Source organism: Hephaestia sp. MAHUQ-44 (assembly GCF_023806085.1).
Classification (GTDB): Bacteria; Pseudomonadota; Alphaproteobacteria; order Sphingomonadales; family Sphingomonadaceae; genus Sphingomonas.
In genome coordinates this window covers 1-14070 of the sequence record NZ_JAMSLX010000017.1, presented here as the reverse complement: position 1 = coordinate 14070, position 14070 = coordinate 1, and the positions used below count along the sequence as shown (strand labels likewise).

Below are 14070 nucleotides of genomic sequence, written 5' to 3'. Positions count from 1 at the left end.
CCTTTCGTCTTCGAATAGCGTGCCTTAGCGCCTGTGGGCGCGCGGTCCAACCTGTCCAATCGTCACCCCGGCCTTGTGCCGGGGTCCGCCTAGATGCAGGCTCGTCGCGTGGCGATAGAGCGAACCCCGTGCGTCTATATCCTCGCGCGGCGTTATCACGGCACGCTCTATACAGGCGCGACCTCCAACCTCGTTGGCAGAATCATTCAGCATCGCGAGGGCGCATTCGAAGGTTTCACCAAGCGTTACGCCATCCGCACGCTGGTCTATTACGAGGTCGCGGAAACGATGGAAGCGGCAATCCAACGCGAGAAGCAGATCAAGCGCTGGCGCCGTGAGTATAAATACAATTTGATCGAGCGACTCAATCCGACGTGGGACGACCTCGCGGTGGGCCTGGGCTTGCCGCCTCTGCCGGGATGAATGCGGCGAAGCGGCCCCCGGCACGAGGCCGGGGTGACGCAATCCTTACCCCCTCAGCACCGCGCCGAGCTTGGCCGCTACCGCCACCACCTTGTCGGCGATGCCCTTGATCTCGGCGTCGGTGAAGCTCTTGTCGGCGGGTTGCAGCGTCACCTCGACCGCCATCGAGCGGACGTCGTCGCGCGCGAACAGATCGAACAGCCGCGCCGAGGTGATGGCCTGTTTGTCGGCACCCCTGATCGCGCGGACAAGCGTGTCGGCGGCGAGATCGGCGGGCACGGTGAACGCGAAGTCGCGCGTCACCGCCTGCAACGCGGGCGGCGCATAGGCCGGGCGCATGAAGCCGGTCGAACGCTTGCCAGGAATCGCATCGAGATACAGCTCGACCGCGGCGACCGGCCCGTCGAGATCGAACGCCTTGAGTGTCGCGGGATGCACCATCCCGAACGCCGCGAGCACGGCCTTGGGCCCGAGCCGCAGCGTTCCCGATTGCCCCGGATGCCACGCCGTGCCCGCGTCACCGAACACCTGTAGATTGTCCACCGGCGCGCCCGCCGCGGCGAGCAACGCCAGCGCCTCGGCCTTGGCATCGAACGCATCGAAGCCTTGCGCCTTGCCGGTCGCCCAATGCCGCGCGCGGCGATTCCCGGCGAGCACCACGCCCAGGCTCGGCCGCTCGGCATCGGCAAGGTAGCGCCGCCCGATCTCGAACAGCCGCACGCTCGTCGCGCCGCGCTTGAGATTGCGTTCGGCCGCGGCAAGCAAGCCCGGCAGCAGCGACGGCCGCATGACCTTCAGATCCTCGCTGATCGGATTGGCCAGCGTCCACGCCCCACCGCCGAACGGCGCGGCTTCGCTGTCGGCGAGGAAGCTCCACGTCACCGCTTCGTCGAGCCCGCGCGCGGCGGCCGCGCGGCGGGCGCGGCGTTCGAGCTTCTGCTCGGGCGTGGCGGTCGGCCGGGCAACGCCGGGCGCGCGCGCCAGTGGCACCGGCGCCACCTTGTCGATGCCCTCGATGCGGATCACTTCCTCGACCAGATCGGCCGGGCCATCGACGTCACGGCGCCAGCTCGGCACCGTCACGGCCCAATCGGCGTCGACGGTGAAGCCGAGGCTTTCGAGAATCGCCTGCTGGCGATCGGCGGGGATCGCCAGCCCGCCCAGCGTCTCGCTGCGCGCCGGATCGTAGCCGATCGTCCGCGCGCGCGTCGGCGGCGTGCCCGCGCGCGTGATGCCGCTCGCCGTGCCGCCGCAATGATCGAGCACCAGTCTTGTCGCGATTGCCAGCCCGTCGTCGAGGAACGCGGGATCGACCCCGCGCTCGAAGCGTGCCCGCGCATCGCTGGTCAATCCCAGCTTCTGCCCGGTGCGTGCGACATGATCGGGGTCGAAATAGGCGCATTCGATCAGCACGTCGGTCGTGCTGTCGGTCACGCCCGATTCCTCGCCGCCCATGATGCCGCCGATGTCGTGTGCCTGCACGTCGTCGGCGATCACGGTCATGCCCGCGTCGAGCGTATAGGTCTTGCCGTTGAGCGCGAGCACGGTCTCGCCCGCGGTTGCCGCCCGCGCGACCAGCGCGCCCTTGATCTTCGCGCGGTCGTAGACGTGGAGCGGCCGCCCGAGATCGATCATCACGAAATTGGTGATGTCGACCAGCACCGAGATCGGTTTCTGCCCGATTGCGTTGAGCCGCCGCGCCATCCATGCGGGCGCGGCGCCGTTGGTCACGCCCGACACCGCCTGCGCGTAGAAGGCGGGGCAGCCGGCCGGATCGTCGGTGCGCACGTCGGGGCCGGGGCCTTCGCCCACGACCGGTTCGATCGTGTCGCGCCGATAGACCTCGGCCAGCGGCCTGAGCGTGCCCAGCCCGGCTGCCGCAAGATCGCGCGCGATGCCGCGCACGCCCATGCAATCCTGCCGGTTGGGGGTGATCGACACGTCGATGACGGGATCGTTCAAACCGGCGTAATCGGGGTAAGCGGTGCCGACAGGGGCATCCCCAGGCAGTTCGATGATGCCCTCATGCCCTTCGCCGATCTCGAGTTCGCGCGCCGAACACATCATCCCGTTCGAGGTGACGCCGCGGATCGCGGCGACCTTCAGTTCGAACCCGCCGCCCGGCACGTATGCGCCCGGCGGGCCGAACACCCCGATCAGCCCCGCGCGCGCATTGGGTGCGCCGCACACGACCTGCAGCGGGCCGTCTCCGGCATCGATCGACAACACCTGAAGCTTGTCGGCATCGGGATGCGGTGCCGCGCTCAGCACCTTGGCGACCTTGAACGCGGCCAGCGTTTCGCCCGGATTGTCGACACCCTCGACCTCGAGCCCGACGCGGGTCAGCGCCTCGACGATCTCGTCGAGCGCGGCATTGGTGTCGAGATGCTCCTTGAGCCAGCCCAGCGTGAACTTCATGCGCCGACTCCCCCCGACAAGGTGGGGACGTCGAGCGTCGAGAAGCCGTAATGTTTGAGCCAGCGCAGGTCGCCGTCGAAAAACGCGCGCAAATCGTCCATCCCGTATTTGAGCATCGCCAGCCGGTCGATCCCGCAGCCGAACGCGAAGCCCTGCCATTCCTCCGGATCGAGCCCGCACGCGGCGATCACCTTGGGGTGCACCATCCCCGAACCGAGCACTTCCATCCACCCGTCACTGCCGCCGATGACGCGTTTGCCCTTCTGAATCGAGAAACCGACATCGACCTCGGCCGACGGCTCGGTGAAGGGGAAATAGCTCGGCCGCAGCCGAAGCACGATGTCGTCGCGCTCGAAGAACGCCTTGAGGAAGGTCTCGAGCGTCCATTTGAGGTGCCCCAGCGTGATCCCCTTGTCGATCACCAGCCCCTCGACCTGATGGAACATCGGTGTGTGGGTGGCATCCGAATCGGACCGATAGGTGCGCCCAGGCGCGATGATGCGGATCGGCGGCTTTTGCGCCATCATCGTCCGGATCTGCACTGGCGAGGTGTGCGTGCGCAGCAGCATCTTGCGCGCACCGTCGTCGCCGTCGGGGAAATAGAAAGTATCGTGCATCGCCCGCGCTGGGTGGCTTTCGGGGATATTGAGCGCGGTGAAATTGTGCCAATCGTCCTCGATCTCGGGGCCGGTCGCGACCGCGAAGCCGAGATCGGCGAAGATTTCGGCCAGCTCGTCCATCACCTGGCTCACCGGATGCACGCTGCCGGCGAGCGGCGCGTCGGCGGGCAGCGTCATGTCGAGCGTTTCGGCGGCGAGTCTCGCATCGAGCGCGGCGCGTTCGAGCGTGTCCTTGCGCGTCGCGATCGCCTGCGTCACCGCCTCGCGCAGCGCATGGATGCGCGGGCCTTCGGCCTGCCGCTCATCGGGGCTCATCTTGCCCAGCGACTTGAGCAGCGCGGTGATGCTCCCCTGCTTGCCGAGCGCGGTGACGCGCACCGCCTCGAGCGCGTCGAGATCGGCGCTTTCAATCCGGGCCAGCAAGTCACGCTGCATCTGATCGCGTTCGCTCATTCGATCCTCATTGAAACCGGTCGCTCCGGGTCTGTCGACGGGCCGTTGTGCACCGGGCGGGCAAAAGCAGGGCGTCGTATGGACTCGGGCGTGCGCCGGATTGGGGGCGTCGTGTGTCGTTAGCCATGCGGCGCCGAAACGAAAAGGGGCGCCGGTGATCGCCACCGACGCCCCTTGTCATCTTGGTCGCTACAGGCGCGCTTCAGGCGGCCTGGGGCAGTGCCGCCTTCGCCTGCGCGACGATGGCGCTAAACGCGCCGCCTTCGTGCATCGCGAGGTCGGCCAGAACCTTCCGATCGAGTTCGACGCCGGCGAGCTTGAGCCCGTGCATGAACTGCGAATAGGTCAGGCCCTCGGCGCGGACGCCCGCGTTGATCCGCTGGATCCAGAGCGCGCGGAAGCTGCGCTTCTTCACCTTGCGGTCGCGATAGGCGTATTGGCCGGCCTTTTCGACGGCCTGACGGGCGATACGGATCGTGTTCTTGCGACGGCCGTAATAGCCCTTCGCCGATTCGAGGATCCGCTTGTGCTTGGCGCGGGTGGTTACACCCCTTTTGACGCGTGCCATGGTCTAGATCCCCTCAATTCAGGCCGTAAGGCGCCCAGGCCTTGACGGTGGCGGTGTCGGCCTTGGAGAGGACCGTGGTGCCGCGGTTCTGGCGGATATATTTGGCGTTATGGCTGATCAGCCGGTGGCGCTTGCCCGCCACGCCGTGCTTGATCTTACCGGTGGCGGTCAGCTTGAAGCGCTTTTTGACGCCACTCTTGGTCTTGAGCTTGGGCATTTTCGTCTCCTTGGTTGCGCGACGATCACGGACAGCCACGGCAGCCCATACCGGCCGGGCAGTCCTTCCTTGCATCTCGCGGGAAGGCGGGCGCTTAACCGAAGGCGCCCGGCGATGCAAGTATCGGGAACGATTCGGAAGGTTTGTTTGCGGCGCCGGCCTACTCCCTCACCCGGCCTTCCATCCAGGATATGCTCGTGGGAGGCCGGGTGGGGGAGCGGGCCGGTGCCGCCCTTCCCACCAGAAGCGCGCGGCTCAGCGCGTCAGCCGCGTGACGTGCCCCATCTTGCGCCCCGGACGCACCGTCTTGCCATAGAGATGGACGTGGGCGTCGGGGTCGGCGAGCAGGTCGGCCCAGTGCATGGCATCCTCGCCGATCAGGTTGGTCATGTCGACCTGCGGCGCGGTGAGCGCGGTATCGCCGAGCGGGAGGCCGCAGATCGCGCGGACATGATTCTCGAATTGCGAACAGACCGCGCCCTCGATCGTCCAATGCCCCGAATTGTGGACGCGCGGTGCCATCTCGTTGAATACCGGGCCATCGGCGGTCGCGAAGAACTCGCAGGTCAGCACGCCGACATGCCCCAGCGCCTCGGCGATCCGCCCCGTCAGCGCCGCCGCCTCGGTCCATTGCGACGCAATTTCGGCGGGCGCGGGCAGCGTCGAGCGGTGCAGGATGCCGTCGACATGCTCGTTCTTGGGCGGGGCATAGCTTACGCACGCACCGTCCTCGCGGCGCGCGAGCACGATCGAGAATTCGTGATCGAAGGCGACAAAGCCTTCGAGCACCGCCGGGCCGCCGCCGATCGCAGTCCAGGCCGCCTCGGCATCGGCGGGCGAGGCGAGCCGCGCCTGACCCTTGCCGTCATAGCCGAAACGCGTCGTCTTGAGGATCGCCGGGCAGCCGATCGCCGCGATCGCCGCGTCGAGTTCGGCGCGGGTCGTGATAGCGGCGAACGGCGCGGTCCGCCCGCCAAGGTCGCGCGCGCAATTCTTTTCGTTGATCCGGTCGCGCGAGATTTCGAGCGATTTTTTGCCCGGTCGCACCGGTACCTTGCCGGCGAGCCGGTCGACCACGTCCAGATCGACATTCTCGAATTCGTAGGTGACGACATCGACCGCGGCGGCGAACGCATCGACTGCGTCCAGATCGTCCCACGCCGCGGCGGTGAAGGTGCGCGCGACGTCGCATCCCGGCCCCGGTGACGGCGCGAAGATGTGGCAGCGATAGCCGAGCTGCGCGGCGGCGACCGCGATCATCCGCCCGAGCTGCCCCGCGCCGAGAATTCCGATCGTCGAGCCCGGCGGCAATGGCGTCATTCGGGGCGTTCCGCGACCGCGGCGGTCTGCGCCGCGCGCCACGCCGCGAGCCGCGCGCCCAGCGCGTCATCGGCGGTCGCGAGGATTGCCGCGGCCAGCAACGCCGCATTGGTCGCGCCGGCCTTGCCGATCGCAAGCGTGCCGACGGGGATGCCGGCGGGCATCTGGACGATCGAGAGCAGGCTATCCATCCCGTCGAGCGCCTTCGACTGGACGGGCACGCCGAGCACCGGGAGCGCGGTCATCGATGCGGCCATGCCCGGGAGATGCGCCGCGCCGCCCGCGCCCGCGATCACGACCTTGAGGCCGCGCCCCTCAGCGCTTTTGGCATAGTGATAGAGCCGCTCGGGGGTGCGGTGTGCCGAGACTACCCTGGTCTCGTGCGGCACGCCGAGCGCCTCGAGCATCTCGGCGGCATGGCGCATCGTCTCCCAATCGGAGGTGCTGCCCATGATGATGCCGACCAGAGGTGCGTCCGCCATCGCTTCGCCCGCTTGCGTTAGGAAAGCGCGACGGTTAGCGGCGCACGCCGGGCAGGGCAAGCGCAGTTGCAGGCATGTAGGGCGGCGGCGGTCGTTACCGTTCGCTCAGATAATAACGCTCGCGCGCGTTCAGTCCTTCATCCAGTTCGTAGACGATCGGCTGCCCGGTCGGGATTTCGAGCCCGGTGATCGCATCGTCGGCGATCCCCGACAGATGCTTGACCAGCGCGCGCAGCGAATTGCCATGGGCAGAGATCAGCACGCGCTTGCCCGCCTTGAGTTCGGGCACGATGCGCGTCTCCCAATAAGGCAGCACGCGCGCGATCGTATCCTTCAGGCTCTCGGTCGCGGGGATGGCGATCCCGGCATAGCGGCGGTCCTGCGACAGGTCGTAGGCGCCGCCAGCCTCCAGCGGCGGCGGCGGCGTATCGAAGCTGCGGCGCCAGATATGCACCTGCTCGTCGCCATGCTTCGCTGCGGTCTCGGCCTTGTTGAGCCCGGTCAGCCCGCCATAATGCCGCTCGTTCAGCCGCCAGTCCTTCTCGGTCGGCAGCCACAGCCGCCCCATCTTCTCGAGCGCGATGTTGAGCGTGCGGATCGCGCGCGTCTGCACGCTGGTGAACGTCAGGTCGAAATCGAACCCCTTCTGGCTGAGCATCTCGCCGGCGGCCTCGGCCTCGGCGACGCCCTTGTCGGTCAGGTCGACATCCCACCAGCCGGTGAAGCGATTCTCGAGATTCCAGGTGGACTGGCCGTGGCGGATCAGAACGAGTGTAGGCATGAAGTCTCCCGGTCGAGCGTCATGATGCGTGGTGTGCGCGCGCCAGATAGCTGCCAAAGGCGTTGTCGTCCACGCAGCCCACCGCCGTGCCGCGCGCTCAGCGCCATCACAAGGTGCCGATCTGCTGTGCCAGCGTTTCAAGGCACGCGTGCGCGAGTCGCTTCGATCGTTCGGCCGACCAGCCGAATGCGGGGTCGGCATTGGCGTCATGGTCCTTGAACGGCATTTCGAGCGTCATCGCGACCGCGCCGAATCGCTCGGCGACCTGATTGGTCGACATCGACAGATTGGCCTTGCCCGGTGGCGATTTGGGATAGCCGATCGCGGTCTGGAAGTCGGGCGTGTGCGCGGCCAGCGCGTCGGCGAAGCGATAGAATTTGGCGCCCTGCGCGTCGCTCCACGACGGAATGCCCTCGAAGCCCGCGACAAAATTGGCCGGGATCGCCTCGTCGCCATGCACGTCGATCGCAACATCGACCCCGGTCTCGTCCATCGCGTTGCGCACCGCGAGCACTTCGGGGCTCTTCTCCGCCGAGGGCGCGTGCCATTCGCGATTGAGGTTGATGCCCGCGGCATTGGTGCGCAAATGCCCGCGATACGAACCGTCGGGGTTCATGTTGGGCACGAGGTGGAAGGTGTATGTGGCGAGCAGTGCCTTGGTCGCCGCGTCGTCGGTGTCGGCGAGGCGCTCGAGCGCGCCTTCCATCCACCATTCGGCCATGCTCTCGCCGGGGTGCTGGCGCGCATAGAGCCACACCCGTTTGGGGCCGCTGCCGGTGGTGAGATAATCGATCGATCGCCCGTCGAGGCTCGTCCCCAATTCGCGATGCACGAAGCCGGCGCGCGCGGCATAATCGGCGATCAACTGGTTGTGGCGTTCGAGCGTATAGGGCGCGAAATAGGCGAACCAGACCAGCGCCGCGCCGCCCGGCCAGCGCCATTCGAGCACGCCGTTGTCGTAGTGCGTCTCGATCTGCCGCCAGGTCGTCCGATCGGTGCTCGCGCGCACCTTATAGCCCGGCCAACCGTCGGGATAGGCCGATCCGCCCGCATTGGTGATGCGAAAGGTCGCCGCCTCCCCGCCCGCGACGCGGAAATGGAACCATTGGTAGAAATCGGACTGACGGTCGTGCGCGATCTCAAGGTCGGCGATGCCGTTCTTGATCGACAGGACGCGGATATTGCCGCCATCGAAGGCGCTTGTGATCTGGATGGTCATTTCACCTCGATAGTCACCCCCGACAATCCGGGAAAGTCCTTGAACAGAGCGCGGGCCATCCGCGCGGCTGCCGCGCTGGCGGTGGCATCAGGGGCGTCGCTCACCGCCTGGCTCTGCGCGCGGCCTTCCCAGACCACGGTCGAATCGGCGCGGCGTTTGATCTGCACCGACAGTTCGGAGACGATCAATTCGCGCGTCCGTCGCTTGCCGATCGGCACGCTCAGCCCGGCACCGACGCCGACGTTGCGGCCGAACGAGGCCCCGCCCAGCCCGATCGAGAAAGGTGACCGGCGTTCGATCGTCCCGCGCGAGGCGCGCATGAAATTGACCGTCGCGACATAGGCCGCCTCGTCGCCCGGCGGCGGCACGGTATAGCCGCTACGCATCAATTCGGTCTGCACGGCGGCGGCATAGGTCTTGTATTCAAGGCTCGCGGGGCCGGCGGGCGCGAACGGCTCGACGATGATGGTGCCGCGGTCGAGCGGCGCATCGGCGCGCCCGAGGTGGAACCGCGTCACGTCGACCGGTGCCGGCCCGCTGGCGCACCCGGCGAGGATTCCCGCCAGCGCGAGGGCCATGATCGTCACGCTTGTACGCATTGTTTTTCGCCTTTCGTCGCACCGCCCGGCCATCCGGGCGCGCGATTGCACTATACAGACTGTTGACGTGGTATTCGGTTCCAACCCGTAACGACAGGGCGCATTATCCGGCGCGCGCCTTGACTTGAACCGGCCCCGGCGATAGGCGAGCGCCTCGTTTTCAAACATCCTCATTTTTGCAGAAGCGAATCGATCATGAAGATCCGCAATTCCCTAAAGTCGCTCAAGGATCGCCATCGCGATAACCGCGTGATCCGTCGTCGCGGCCGTACCTACGTCATCAACAAGACCAACCGCCGCTTCAAGGCCCGCCAGGGCTAAAGCCTTTTTGCTGGGCCGGTGCCGCCTTCCATCAAGAATGTCGTTTTCGACGTCGGGAAGGTTCTGTACGATTGGGACCCCCGGTTCCTATACGAGCGCCTGATCCGCGATGATCGGGCGCTCGATGCGTTCCTGCGCGATGTCGTCACGCACGACTGGCATTTTCAGCACGACGCGGGCCGCCCTTTCGCCGAGACTTCGGCCGAGCTGATCGCGCGTTTTCCCGAGCACGAATCGTTGATCGCCGCCTGGGGCCCGCGCTTCGGCGAAACCATCCCCGGCCCGATCGCCGGCATGCCCGATCTGGTCACCGAGCTCGATGCAGCGGGCGTGCCGCTCTACGCCATCACCAATTTCTCGGGCGAGTTCTGGCCGCCGTTCCGCGTGCGCGAGGCCGCGGTGTTCGATCGTTTCCGCGACATTGTGGTCTCGGGCGACGAGCGATTGGTGAAGCCCGATCCGGCGATCTACGCGCGCGCGATTCGTCGCTTCGGTATCGTGCCGGGCGAATCGGTGTTCATCGACGATAGCCCGGCCAATGTCGCCGGCGCGGCCGATGCCGGGCTGATCGCGCTCCATTTCACCGGCGCGCCCGCGCTGCGGCGCGATCTGAAGCGCCTTGGCTTGCTGGCAGGCTAGCCTTTGAGGGAACGAGCGGGTCAGCCCTCGCCGTTGCCCTCGTGCTTCTTCAATTCGTCGCCGATGATCCGCACGACATGGATCACGTTGGTCGATCCCGGCGTCTTGAAAGGCACGCCGGCGATGATGATCACGCGATCGCCCGCCTCGGCCATGTGGTGGCGCAGCGCCATGCGCTTGGCCTTGGCGACCATATCCTCGAACGAATTGACGTCGCGCGTGTGCACCGCCGAGGTGCCCCACAGGATTCCGGCGCGCCGCGCGGTCTCCATCCGCGGGGTCAGCATCAGGATCGGCACCGACGGGCGCTCGCGCGCCACGCGCCGCGCGGTCGAGCCCGAGCTGGTGAAGCAGATGATCGCCGCAGCCGAAATCGTGCCGGCGATGTTCTTGGCGGCCTCCGACAGCGCGTCGGCGGTGGTGGGATCGGGCTTGAGCACGGTGAAATGGACGCGGTCGCCATGCATCGGATCGCGTTCGACCGCATCGGCGATCGAATCCATCATCGTCACCGATTCGACCGGCCAGGCGCCCGCCGCGCTTTCGGCCGAGAGCATGATCGCGTCCGCCCCGTCATAGACCGCGGTCGCGACGTCGGAGACTTCGGCACGCGTCGGCGAGGGCGCGGTGATCATCGATTCGAGCATCTGCGTCGCGACGATGACGGGGCGGCCCATCCGCCGCGCGACCTCGACGATCCGCTTCTGCAAGGGCGGCACGCGCTCGGGCGGCAGTTCGACGCCCAGATCGCCGCGCGCGACCATCACGCCGTCGCACATCTCGACGATTTCCTCGAGCCGGTCGATCGCAGCGGGTTTCTCGATCTTGGCGAGCAGCGAGGCCTTGCCCTGGATCAGCCGCCGCGCCTCGGCGAGATCCTCGGGCCGCTGGACGAACGAGAGCGCGATCCAGTCGACCCCCTGATCGATCGCAAACGCCAGGTCGCTGCGGTCCTTTTCGGTCAGCGCCGCCATCGGCACGACGACGTCGGGCACGTTGAGGCCCTTGTTGTTCGACAGCGTGCCGCCGACCTCGACGCGGGTAACGATCCGCGCGTCGTCATGCTCGGTCACGCGCAGCACCATCTTGCCGTCGTCGAGCAGCAGGCGCGCGCCGGGCCGGATCGCCTCGAAAATCTCGCGATGCGGCAATTCGACGCGCGTCGCGTCGCCCGGTGCGGTATCGCGGTCGAGCACGAAGGTCGCGCCGGTCTCGAGCATCGCGCTGCCGTCGGCGAACCGGCCGACGCGCAGCTTGGGGCCCTGAAGGTCGGCAAGGATCGTGCTCGGCCGCCCGATCTTCTTTTCGAGCCCGCGGATCGCCTCGATCACCGCGATCTTCGATTGCTGGTCGCCGTGGCTCATGTTGATGCGAAACGCATCGGCGCCCGCAAGGAACAGCTTCTCGATCATTTCCGGGGAATTGCTGACGGGCCCGAGCGTGGCGAGTACGCGCACCTTGCGCGTTCGAGGGCTGGCGGCCTTGGTCATGTACATTCCTGCGGTTGTCCGCAGTTGCTCTAGGACGAGGGCCCGCAAACGGCAATGGCTGGTGCCGCGTGCGGCGCCGCCGAAGCGGCGGTCGGTTTGCGGTCTGCGCCGTCGTCCCTATCTCAAGGCAGGCAACCATTGGAGGGCAGAACATGGCGATCCTCGAGGAAATCGATGATGCGGTGGCGGCAGCAGCGTTTCGGCGGCTGGTCGAGCATTTGCGCCTGCGCTCCGATGCGCAAAATGTGGATCTGATGGGGCTGGCGGGCTTCTGCCGCAATTGCCTCGCCGATTGGGTGCGCGAGGCCAGCGAGATGACCGATCGGCCGCTCGATTCGGATCAGGCGCGCGCCGCGATCTACGGCATGCCCTATGCGCAGTGGAAGGGCGCGCACCAGAAACCGGCGACGGCCGAACAACTCGCGCGGATGGCGGCAAGCGTCGCCAAAAACCGCGCCGATGCCGATCTTGATGAGGCGCTCGACGAAAGCTTCCCGGCCAGCGACCCGCCGTCGCAGACCCGGCCCGGCGGCTGATCGGCCCTGTTGCGGGAATCGGGCGCGCGGCTTAGACGCGCCGCTCTGCCCTCGTTGCGGGGGCCCATTTTGCCATTGTTTTGATCAACGGGCCGTCGCGGCACCGTGCGGAGGATTCATGACCGACGAGCGTAACGAAGGAATGGGGGGCGGCCGCGTCGCCGCTGACGAACTGCGGCTGCTGATCGAGCGCGCCGAGCGGCTCGAAGAGGAAAAGAAGGGCATCAGCGACGACATCAAGGACGTGATGGCCGAAGCGAAAAGCCGCGGCTACGACGCCAAGGCGATCAAGAAGATCATGGCGATCCGCAAGAAGAAGAAAGAAGAATATCAGGAGGAAGAAGCGATCCTCGAAACCTATATGCACGCGCTGGGGATGCTGTAATCGGGCGGAGGATGTTGTTGAATCGCGCCTTCGTCGATATCCTCGCGCGGTAGCCGCGGCCTGAGCCCAGCCCAAGATTGAGGCAGGGGTGCTGCGGTCGGATCAACCACTTTAGTTGAAAAGACATCGATGGCAGGTCATTCCAAATTCAAGAACATCATGTACCGCAAGGGTGCGCAGGATAAGAAGCGCTCGGCGCTCTTTTCCAAGCTCAGCCGCGAAATCACCGTCGCGGCGAAGATGGGCACCCCCGATCCGGACATGAACCCGCGCCTGCGCGCGGCGGTCAATGCCGCCAAGGCGCAGTCGGTGCCCAAGGACAATATCCAGCGCGCGATCGACAAGGCGAGCCGCGCCGATGCCGAGAATTACGAGGAAATCCGCTACGAAGGCTTCGGCCCCGGCGGCGTCTCGCTGATTATCGAAACGCTCACCGACAACCGCAACCGCACCGTCACCAACGTGCGCACCGCGGTCTCGAAGAACGGCGGCAATCTCGGCGCGTCGGGCTCGGTCAGCCATGGCTTCGATCGAATGGGGCTGATCACCTATCCGGCCGCCGCGGGCGATGCCGATACGGTATTCGAAGCCGCGCTCGAAGCGGGGGCGGAGGATGTGGCGTCGGAGGACGAGCACGAGATCTGGACCGCGCAGGACACGTTGCACGAGGTCGCCCGCGCGCTCGAACCGGTGCTCGGCGAACCCGAAAGCGCCAAGCTGGCGTGGCGCCCGCAAACCACGATCGACCTCGACGAGGGCGATGCCGCGACGCTGCTCAAGCTGCTCGACGTGCTCGACGACGATGACGACGTCCAGACGGTCTGGGGCAATTACGAGATCTCCGACGCGGTGATGGAGAAACTCGGCTGATGACGCACCTCCCCGGCACGGGGAGGGGTGCTGCCGGCGGCGGCGGGGGCTCGCCGTACGCGCGCCGCGCGCGACGGCGCCCTCCCGGCCCGCGATGATCATCCTTGGCCTCGATCCGGGGCTCGGCACCACCGGCTGGGGGCTGATCCGCGCCGAGGGCAACCGGCTCTCGCACCTCGCCAACGGTCGCCTCAAAACCGATAGCACCACACCGCTTGGCCGGCGGCTCGCGCATCTCGATGCGATGCTTGGCGCGCTCATCGTCGATCATGCGCCCGATGCGGCCGCGGTCGAGGAAGTGTTCGTCAACGCCAACCCGCAATCGACGCTCAAACTCGGTCAGGCGCGGGGTGTGGTGCTGTGCGCGGTGGCGCGCGCCGGGCTCGACGTCGGCGAATATGCCGCGCGGCTGGTCAAGAAAGCGGTGGTCGGCACCGGCGGTGCGGAGAAGGCGCAGGTCCACGCGATGGTGATGCGGTTGCTGCCGGGGGTGAAGATCGACGGCGCCGACGCCGCCGACGCGCTCGCGGTGGCGATCTGCCACGCGCACCACATGGCCAGCCGCCGCGCGGGGCTGCGATAGACGAGCAGTTGGAGCCTTCGGTGTTCAGTTCCGGTATCTGGAGGATTGGATTGACGATGAAGCGCTCTGGTTCTGACGTCCAGGTTTTGACGATATATTCGTAGGGTGTGAGGCCGCTGAGCGTCTTGAGCCGGCGCGCAAAGTTG

17 protein-coding genes and 1 pseudogene are annotated in these 14070 nt (G+C 66.8%); 7 read left to right on the top strand and 11 right to left on the bottom strand.

Going from position 1 to position 14070, the window contains the following annotated elements; genetic code table 11:
• Positions 1 to 108: 108 nt before the first annotated feature.
• Complete coding sequence (locus NFE57_RS14675) at positions 109 to 423, top strand: GIY-YIG nuclease family protein (RefSeq protein ID WP_382280764.1); 315 nt, start codon at positions 109 to 111, stop codon at positions 421 to 423.
• Positions 424 to 468: 45 nt separating this feature from the next.
• Here the strand turns inward: NFE57_RS14675 and pheT are convergent, their stop codons facing one another.
• The 9 genes from pheT to NFE57_RS14630 form a co-directional block, all read right to left on the bottom strand.
• On the bottom strand, positions 469 to 2841 hold the full coding sequence (gene pheT / locus NFE57_RS14670; protein ID WP_252136340.1) for a phenylalanine--tRNA ligase subunit beta: 2373 nt from the start codon (positions 2839 to 2841) through the stop codon (positions 469 to 471).
• Entirely contained in the window at positions 2838 to 3914 is a 1077-nt protein-coding gene (gene pheS / locus NFE57_RS14665) for a phenylalanine--tRNA ligase subunit alpha (protein ID WP_252136339.1), read from the bottom strand. The genes pheT and pheS overlap by 4 nt, the downstream gene beginning before the upstream one ends.
• A 202-nt stretch (positions 3915 to 4116) precedes the next feature.
• Complete coding sequence (gene rplT / locus NFE57_RS14660; protein ID WP_252136338.1) at positions 4117 to 4482, bottom strand: 50S ribosomal protein L20; 366 nt, start codon at positions 4480 to 4482, stop codon at positions 4117 to 4119.
• A gap of 13 nt (positions 4483 to 4495) precedes the next feature.
• Positions 4496 to 4699, bottom strand: a complete 204-nt coding sequence (gene rpmI / locus NFE57_RS14655; protein ID WP_058755056.1) for a 50S ribosomal protein L35 — start codon at positions 4697 to 4699, stop codon at positions 4496 to 4498.
• 255 nt (positions 4700 to 4954) lie between these two features.
• Positions 4955 to 6019, bottom strand: a complete 1065-nt coding sequence (locus tag NFE57_RS14650; protein WP_252136337.1) for a 5-(carboxyamino)imidazole ribonucleotide synthase — start codon at positions 6017 to 6019, stop codon at positions 4955 to 4957.
• Complete coding sequence (gene purE / locus NFE57_RS14645) at positions 6016 to 6501, bottom strand: 5-(carboxyamino)imidazole ribonucleotide mutase (protein ID WP_252136336.1); 486 nt, start codon at positions 6499 to 6501, stop codon at positions 6016 to 6018. The genes NFE57_RS14650 and purE overlap by 4 nt, the downstream gene beginning before the upstream one ends.
• Before the next feature lie 94 nt (positions 6502 to 6595).
• Positions 6596 to 7282 (bottom strand): 2,3-diphosphoglycerate-dependent phosphoglycerate mutase, encoded by a 687-nt coding sequence (gene gpmA / locus NFE57_RS14640; protein WP_252136335.1) that lies wholly within the window; start codon positions 7280 to 7282, stop codon positions 6596 to 6598.
• Positions 7283 to 7388: 106 nt separating this feature from the next.
• Positions 7389 to 8501 (bottom strand): M14 family metallopeptidase, encoded by a 1113-nt coding sequence (locus NFE57_RS14635; protein ID WP_252136334.1) that lies wholly within the window; start codon positions 8499 to 8501, stop codon positions 7389 to 7391.
• The gene (locus NFE57_RS14630) at positions 8498 to 9100 is read right to left on the bottom strand and encodes a DUF4136 domain-containing protein (protein WP_252136333.1); all 603 of its coding nucleotides are present in this window, start codon (positions 9098 to 9100) and stop codon (positions 8498 to 8500) included. The genes NFE57_RS14635 and NFE57_RS14630 overlap by 4 nt, the downstream gene beginning before the upstream one ends.
• Positions 9101 to 9295: 195 nt before the next feature.
• Here NFE57_RS14630 and ykgO point away from each other — a divergent pair, with 195 nt between their 5' ends.
• Both ykgO and NFE57_RS14620 read left to right on the top strand, forming a co-directional pair.
• Positions 9296 to 9421: a type B 50S ribosomal protein L36 gene (ykgO, locus tag NFE57_RS14625; protein ID WP_003046794.1), complete on the top strand. Its 126-nt coding sequence runs from the start codon at positions 9296 to 9298 to the stop codon at positions 9419 to 9421.
• Between the two features lie 18 nt (positions 9422 to 9439).
• Positions 9440 to 10060 (top strand): HAD family hydrolase, encoded by a 621-nt coding sequence (locus tag NFE57_RS14620; protein ID WP_252136332.1) that lies wholly within the window; start codon positions 9440 to 9442, stop codon positions 10058 to 10060.
• Positions 10061 to 10080: 20 nt separating this feature from the next.
• Here NFE57_RS14620 and pyk read toward each other — a convergent pair whose 3' ends face one another.
• Positions 10081 to 11550 (bottom strand): pyruvate kinase, encoded by a 1470-nt coding sequence (gene pyk, locus NFE57_RS14615; protein WP_252136331.1) that lies wholly within the window; start codon positions 11548 to 11550, stop codon positions 10081 to 10083.
• Between the two features lie 152 nt (positions 11551 to 11702).
• Between pyk and NFE57_RS14610 the strand changes: the two genes are divergently transcribed.
• From NFE57_RS14610 to ruvC, 4 genes are all read left to right on the top strand, one after another.
• Positions 11703 to 12086: a DUF1244 domain-containing protein gene (locus NFE57_RS14610; protein WP_252136330.1), complete on the top strand. Its 384-nt coding sequence runs from the start codon at positions 11703 to 11705 to the stop codon at positions 12084 to 12086.
• Positions 12087 to 12228: 142 nt separating this feature from the next.
• Positions 12229 to 12471: a DUF2312 domain-containing protein gene (locus NFE57_RS14605; protein ID WP_353653938.1), complete on the top strand. Its 243-nt coding sequence runs from the start codon at positions 12229 to 12231 to the stop codon at positions 12469 to 12471.
• A gap of 129 nt (positions 12472 to 12600) precedes the next feature.
• On the top strand, positions 12601 to 13341 hold the full coding sequence (locus NFE57_RS14600) for a YebC/PmpR family DNA-binding transcriptional regulator (RefSeq protein WP_252136328.1): 741 nt from the start codon (positions 12601 to 12603) through the stop codon (positions 13339 to 13341).
• Positions 13342 to 13435: 94 nt separating this feature from the next.
• Complete coding sequence (ruvC, locus tag NFE57_RS14595; protein ID WP_252136327.1) at positions 13436 to 13924, top strand: crossover junction endodeoxyribonuclease RuvC; 489 nt, start codon at positions 13436 to 13438, stop codon at positions 13922 to 13924.
• Between the two features lie 46 nt (positions 13925 to 13970).
• Here the strand turns inward: ruvC and NFE57_RS14590 are convergent.
• Positions 13971 to 14070: pseudogene (locus tag NFE57_RS14590) on the bottom strand (IS481 family transposase); the annotation flags it as partial.

Excerpts from the sequence above, each read along its gene's own strand:
- pheT (WP_252136340.1), bottom strand. The coding sequence starts at position 2,841 with ATGAAGTTCACGCTGGGCTGGCTCAAGGAGCATCTCGACACCAATGCC.
- pheS (WP_252136339.1), bottom strand. The coding sequence starts at position 3,914 with ATGAGCGAACGCGATCAGATGCAGCGTGACTTGCTGGCCCGGATTGAA.
- rplT (WP_252136338.1), bottom strand. The coding sequence starts at position 4,482 with ATGGCACGCGTCAAAAGGGGTGTAACCACCCGCGCCAAGCACAAGCGG.
- rpmI (WP_058755056.1), bottom strand. The coding sequence starts at position 4,699 with ATGCCCAAGCTCAAGACCAAGAGTGGCGTCAAAAAGCGCTTCAAGCTG.
- NFE57_RS14650 (WP_252136337.1), bottom strand. The coding sequence starts at position 6,019 with ATGACGCCATTGCCGCCGGGCTCGACGATCGGAATTCTCGGCGCGGGG.
- purE (WP_252136336.1), bottom strand. The coding sequence starts at position 6,501 with ATGGCGGACGCACCTCTGGTCGGCATCATCATGGGCAGCACCTCCGAT.
- gpmA (WP_252136335.1), bottom strand. The coding sequence starts at position 7,282 with ATGCCTACACTCGTTCTGATCCGCCACGGCCAGTCCACCTGGAATCTC.
- NFE57_RS14635 (WP_252136334.1), bottom strand. The coding sequence starts at position 8,501 with ATGACCATCCAGATCACAAGCGCCTTCGATGGCGGCAATATCCGCGTC.
- NFE57_RS14630 (WP_252136333.1), bottom strand. The coding sequence starts at position 9,100 with ATGCGTACAAGCGTGACGATCATGGCCCTCGCGCTGGCGGGAATCCTC.
- ykgO (WP_003046794.1), top strand. The coding sequence starts at position 9,296 with ATGAAGATCCGCAATTCCCTAAAGTCGCTCAAGGATCGCCATCGCGAT.
- pyk (WP_252136331.1), bottom strand. The coding sequence starts at position 11,550 with ATGACCAAGGCCGCCAGCCCTCGAACGCGCAAGGTGCGCGTACTCGCC.
- NFE57_RS14610 (WP_252136330.1), top strand. The coding sequence starts at position 11,703 with ATGGCGATCCTCGAGGAAATCGATGATGCGGTGGCGGCAGCAGCGTTT.
- NFE57_RS14605 (WP_353653938.1), top strand. The coding sequence starts at position 12,229 with ATGGGGGGCGGCCGCGTCGCCGCTGACGAACTGCGGCTGCTGATCGAG.
- NFE57_RS14600 (WP_252136328.1), top strand. The coding sequence starts at position 12,601 with ATGGCAGGTCATTCCAAATTCAAGAACATCATGTACCGCAAGGGTGCG.
- ruvC (WP_252136327.1), top strand. The coding sequence starts at position 13,436 with ATGATCATCCTTGGCCTCGATCCGGGGCTCGGCACCACCGGCTGGGGG.